Genomic DNA, 4,871 nt, shown 5'->3' with positions numbered 1-4,871 from the left:
GGGAGACCCCCGCTCCGGGGCGCCCTGGTTGCCGTGATCGTGCCTCTTGCTGGTCAAGAAAGCCGACCAGGAAACCCGGTCGGGAAAGCTGATCAAGAAAGGGGTCAGGTGGTGTACAACTCGGCTGTTCTGCGGGCTGATTCGGCGAAGCGGGTGCGCAGAGGTTCGGGGGCCAGGACCTCGCACTCGGGGCCCAGGCCCAGCAGCTGGCTGTAGGCGACCTCCTCGTTCTCCACGCGGAGGGTGACCGTCGTGCGCCCCCGGTCGTCGACGACGCCGTCCGCCAGCGCTTCCTCGGCCGCCCTGCGGTCGGTGACGTGCCGCAGCCGGCGGGTGCCGCGGTCGGTGAGGCGGAGGGTCACCTCCTCGCGGAGGAGGGCCCGGGCGAAGCCGGCCGCGCGGTCCGCCCAGAAGTCGGCGAGGGCGAACCGCTCGTCCCGCCGGAAGCGCTCGTCGAGGACGGCCACTTCGCCGAAGCGCTCCACCCGGTAGACCCGCCACTGCCGGTCCTCGGGCACCTCCGCCGGTCCGGCGAGGCGCGCGGCGAGGTACCACAGCCCGGCCTTCAGGACGAGCCCGTACGGCTCCAGCCGGCGCTCGACCTCCGCCTCGGCGTCCCGGCGGCGGTAGCGGACGTCGACGCGCCGGTCGGACCAGACGGCGTCCGCGAGGGCCGGCAGCAGCGGCGGGGTGCCGGGCGTCTGCCACCAGCCCGGCGCGTCCAGATGGAAGCGCTGTGCCGTGCTGTCGTGCACATCGCGCAGCGCGGGATCCAGCGCCGCCGACACCTTCAGCCGGGCGGCCGAGGCCGCGTCGGCCAGACCCAGGTCGCGCAGCGCCGCCGGCACCCCGGACAGGAACAGGGCCTCGGCCTCGCTGCGGCCCATGCCGGTCAGCCGGGTCCGGTAGCCGCCGACGAGCCGGTACCCGCCGGTGCGGCCACGGTCGGAGTAGACAGGAACACCCGCCTCGGACAGTGCCGCGACATCGCGGGCGACGGTACGTTCGGACACCTCCAGTTCCGCCGCCAGTTCAGCAGCAGTCATCTCGCGTCGTGACTGGAGCAACAGCACCATCTTGATCAGGCGGGACGCTCGCATACTGAACATTCTGCTGCCCGTTCCCCAGGCCGCTGTTAGCGTTCCGCGAGTTGTACAGCGATAAAGGAACTGCTATGTCTCTGCAAAACCAAGAGCGGGAACAGTGGGGGTCCCGCGCCGGGTTCCTGATGGCGGCCATCGGCTCCGCCATCGGCCTCGGCAACATCTGGCGTTTCCCCGCCGAGGCGTACAAGAACGGCGGCGGGGCCTTCCTGCTGCCGTACCTCATCGCGCTGCTCACGGCGGGCCTACCGCTCCTGATCCTGGAGTACACGATCGGGAGACGCTTCAGAAAGTCACCACCGGCCGCCTTCCGCCAGCTGACGCGGCCCGCCGAGGCCATCGGCTGGTGGCAGGTGGCGATCTGTTTCGTCATCGCCTCGTACTACGCGGTGATCGTCGCCTGGGCGGTCCGGTACGCCGGCTTCTCCTTCGGCAAGGACTGGGGCAAGGAGCCCGAGAAGTTCTTCTCCAGCGACTTCCTGCACTCGGCGCCGGACGTCGGGCTGCCCAGCTCCTGGGTCGGCGGAGTGTTCTGGCCGCTGCTCGCGGTGTGGGTGATCGTGCTCGTCATCCTCGGGCTGGGCGTGCGCAAGGGCATCGAGCGGGCGAACAAGATCTTCATCCCGCTCCTGGTGGTCTTCTTCGTGGTGCTCGTCGTCCGCGCGGTCACCCTGGACGGCGCGGCGAAGGGCCTGGACGCGCTCTTCTCGCCGGACTGGGGCCAGTTGACCAACGGCAGTGTCTGGGTGGCCGCCTACGGACAGATCTTCTTCTCGCTGTCCATCGGCTTCGGCATCATGGTCACCTACGCCTCGTATCTGCCGCGCCGCGCCGATCTGACGAACTCCGCGCTGGTGGCCGGGTTCGCCAACAGCTCCTTCGAGATCCTGGCCGGTATCGGGGTCTTCTCCACCCTCGGCTTCATGGCGCAGGCCCAGGGCGTGGGCATCGACAAGGTGGTCACCGACGGCGTCGGCCTGGCCTTCATCGCCTTCCCGGCGATCATCTCGGAGATGCCCGCGGGTGCCCTGTTCGGTGTGCTGTTCTTCGTCTCGCTGGCGATCGCCGGACTGACCTCGCTGATCAGCATCGTCCAGGTGATCATCTCGGCCGTGCAGGACCGCACCGGTGCGCGCCGGGTGCCCGTCGTCGCCGTGGTGGGCGGCTTCAGCGCCGTCGTCTCGCTCCTGGTCTTCCCGACGGACGTGGGCCTGGCGATCCTCGACAGCTGCGACCACTTCATCAACCAGTACGGCATCGCACTGGCCGCGCTGGTGTTCCTCGTCGTGGTCGGCTGGGTGCTGCGCCGGCTCCACCAGTTCCAGGCGCACGCGGACGAGACCTCCGCGGTCAAGCTGGGCCTGTGGTGGCGCGTCTGCCTCGGGGTGATCACACCGATCGTCCTCGGCTGGATGATGGTCGACAGCCTGCGTGCCGAGTTCGAGGAGAACTACGGCGGGTACTCGACGACCTTCCTCGGCTGGGCCGGTTGGGGCGTGGCCGGCGGCGCGCTGCTGGTGGGCGTGGTGCTCGCGTTCATCCCCTGGCGCGACGCGCCCGACTCGGACGTGGAGAAGACCGACGCCGCGGGGAACCCGCGGGCCACGGAAGCCGACAACGCGGGGGAGGTGCACTGATGTCCACCGGAGCCATCGTCATGATGATCCTCGCCATGGCCATCGTCTGGGGCGGGCTGCTCCTGGCGATCCTCCGCCTCCGCCGCCACCCCGACCAGGGCTGAGCCGGCCGGGGGCGGGGCACCGGAGCCCCGCCCCCGGCGCAGCGGCGGAACGCCGAGGACAGCGCGACAACAGAACAACGGAACGGCGGTGCGCCGGGCGGATCCTCATCCCGCCCGGCGCACCGCCGTCTCCGCTGTACGCGGGGCCCTCCGCGGAGGGCCCCGGCTGCTCAGGCCAGCCCGTACTCCTCGGCGGCCTGACGCACGGTCTCCTGCTTGACCTCACCGCGCCGCGCGAGCTGTGCGAGGGCCGAGACGACCACGCACTGGGCGTCCACACCGAAGTGCCGGCGGGCCGCCTCGCGGGTGTCCGACAGGCCGAAGCCGTCGGTGCCGAGCGAGCTCCAGTCCTGCTCGACCCACTGGCTGATCTGGTCCGGCACCGCGCGCATCCAGTCGCTGACCGCCAGCACCGGGCCCGGCGCGCCCTCCAGGGCACGGGTCACATACGGCACCCGCTGCTCACCGCGCAGCGCGGCGGCGTCGCACTCCATCGCCTCGCGGCGCAGCTCCGTCCACGACGGCGCCGACCACACATCGGCCGCCACGCCCCAGCGCTCGGCGAGGATCTGCTGGGCCTCCAGGATCCAGTGGATCGCCGTGCCCGAGGCCAGCAGCTGGATACGGGGGGCGTCCGCCGCCGCGCCCTCGGCCGCCCGGAAGCGGTAGAGGCCCTTGACGATGGACTCCTCGTCGACGCCCTCGGGCAGTGCGGGCTGCACCTTCGGCTCGTTGTAGACCGTCAGGTAGTAGAAGATGTCTTCCTGCTGGTCCGCGTCGGGCCCGTACATGCGCCGCAGACCGTCCTTGACGATCGCGCCGACCTCGTAGGCGAACGCCGGGTCGTAGGCGACGACGGCCGGGTTGGTCGAGGCCAGCAGCGGCGAGTGGCCGTCGGCGTGCTGGAGGCCCTCGCCGGTCATCGTGGTCCGGCCCGCGGTGGCGCCGATGACGAAGCCGCGGCCCAACTGGTCGGCGAGCGCCCAGAACTGGTCACCGGTGCGCTGGAACCCGAACATCGAGTAGAAGATGTAGAACGGGATCATCGGCTCGCCGTGCGTCGCGTACGACGTGGCCGCCGCCGTGAAGTCCGCCAGCGAACCGGCCTCGGTGATCCCCTCGTTGAGGATCTGGCCGTCCTGGGACTCCTTGTAGTACAGCAGCTGATCGCGGTCGACCGGGTCGTAGGTCTGGCCCAGCGGCGAGTACATACCGGCCGAGGGGAACAGCGACTCCATGCCGAAGGTGCGCGCCTCGTCCGGGACGACCGGCACCCAGCGCCGGCCCGTCTCCTTCTCCCGCATCAGGTCCTTGACGAGCCGGACGAACGCCATGGTCGTGGCGATCTCCTGCGAGCCGGAACCCTTCTTCAGCGCGTCGAACGGCTTCTCGGCCGGCGCGGGCAGCCCCACCGGGTGCACCTTGCGGGCCGGGGCCGGACCGCCCAGCTCGGCACGGCGCTCCTGGAGGTAGCGGACCTCGGGGGAGTCGGCGCCCGGGTGCGCGTACGGGACGAGCTCGTCGTCCAGCTCGCTGTCCGGGATCGGCAGCTCCAGCAGGTCCCGCATGGCGCGGAACTCCTTGCCGGTGAGCTTCTTCATCTGGTGGTTGGCGTTGCGCGACTCGAAGCCCGGGCCCAGCGTCCAGCCCTTGACGGTCTGCGCCAGGATCACCGTCGGCGCGCCCTTGTGCTCCACGGCCGCCTTGTACGCCGCGTAGACCTTGCGCGGTTCGTGCCCGGCCCGCGAGGTCTTGAACAGCTCGGTGATCTTGTCGTCGGTGAGCAGCTTGCCGATCTCGGTCAGCGCCGGCGAGGCGCCGAAGAAGTGCTCACGGATGTAGGCCGCGTCCCGCGTCGCGTACGTCTGGAACTGCGCGTCCGGCACCTCGCGCAGCCGGCGCGTCAGCGCGCCCGTGGTGTCCAGCGCGAACACCTCGTCCCATGCGCTGCCCCACAGGGACTTGACGACGTTCCAGCCGGCGGCGCGGAACTGGGCCTCCAGCTCCTGGACGATCTTGAAGTTGGC

General features: G+C 70.6%; 4 protein-coding genes. 2 read left to right on the top strand and 2 right to left on the bottom strand.

Annotated features, from left to right (window positions below; translation table 11 throughout):
• Window positions 1-104: 104 nt before the first annotated feature.
• Window positions 105-1,100 carry a helix-turn-helix transcriptional regulator gene (locus tag SCA03_RS34390; RefSeq protein ID WP_030891545.1) on the bottom strand — a complete coding sequence of 332 codons (996 nt, stop codon included), beginning with the start codon at window positions 1,098-1,100 and terminating at the stop codon, window positions 105-107.
• Between the two features lie 80 nt (window positions 1,101-1,180).
• Between SCA03_RS34390 and SCA03_RS34385 the strand changes: the two genes are divergently transcribed.
• Together SCA03_RS34385 and SCA03_RS34380 are read left to right on the top strand one after the other, a co-directional pair.
• The gene (locus tag SCA03_RS34385) at window positions 1,181-2,740 is read left to right on the top strand and encodes a sodium-dependent transporter (RefSeq protein WP_051846128.1); all 1,560 of its coding nucleotides are present in this window, start codon (window positions 1,181-1,183) and stop codon (window positions 2,738-2,740) included.
• A complete protein-coding gene (locus SCA03_RS34380; RefSeq protein ID WP_078874093.1) occupies window positions 2,740-2,844 on the top strand; it encodes a methionine/alanine import family NSS transporter small subunit in 105 nt (34 codons plus the stop codon). The genes SCA03_RS34385 and SCA03_RS34380 overlap by 1 nt, the downstream gene beginning before the upstream one ends.
• A gap of 170 nt (window positions 2,845-3,014) precedes the next feature.
• Here the strand turns inward: SCA03_RS34380 and SCA03_RS34375 are convergent.
• Window positions 3,015-4,871 (bottom strand): transketolase-like TK C-terminal-containing protein (locus tag SCA03_RS34375; RefSeq protein WP_141275882.1); only part of this gene is annotated, 1,857 nt, incomplete at its 5' end.

It is taken from the genome of Streptomyces cacaoi (genome assembly GCF_006539165.1).
GTDB classification, from domain to species: domain Bacteria; phylum Actinomycetota; class Actinomycetes; order Streptomycetales; family Streptomycetaceae; genus Streptomyces; species Streptomyces cacaoi.
This window is presented reverse-complemented; position numbering and strand designations above follow the sequence as displayed.

Bases quoted from the DNA above. Each gene is read 5' to 3' on its own strand.
- SCA03_RS34380 (WP_078874093.1), top strand. From the start codon at position 2,740: ATGTCCACCGGAGCCATCGTCATGATGATCCTCGCCATGGCCATCGTC.
- SCA03_RS34390 (WP_030891545.1), bottom strand. From the start codon at position 1,100: ATGCGAGCGTCCCGCCTGATCAAGATGGTGCTGTTGCTCCAGTCACGA.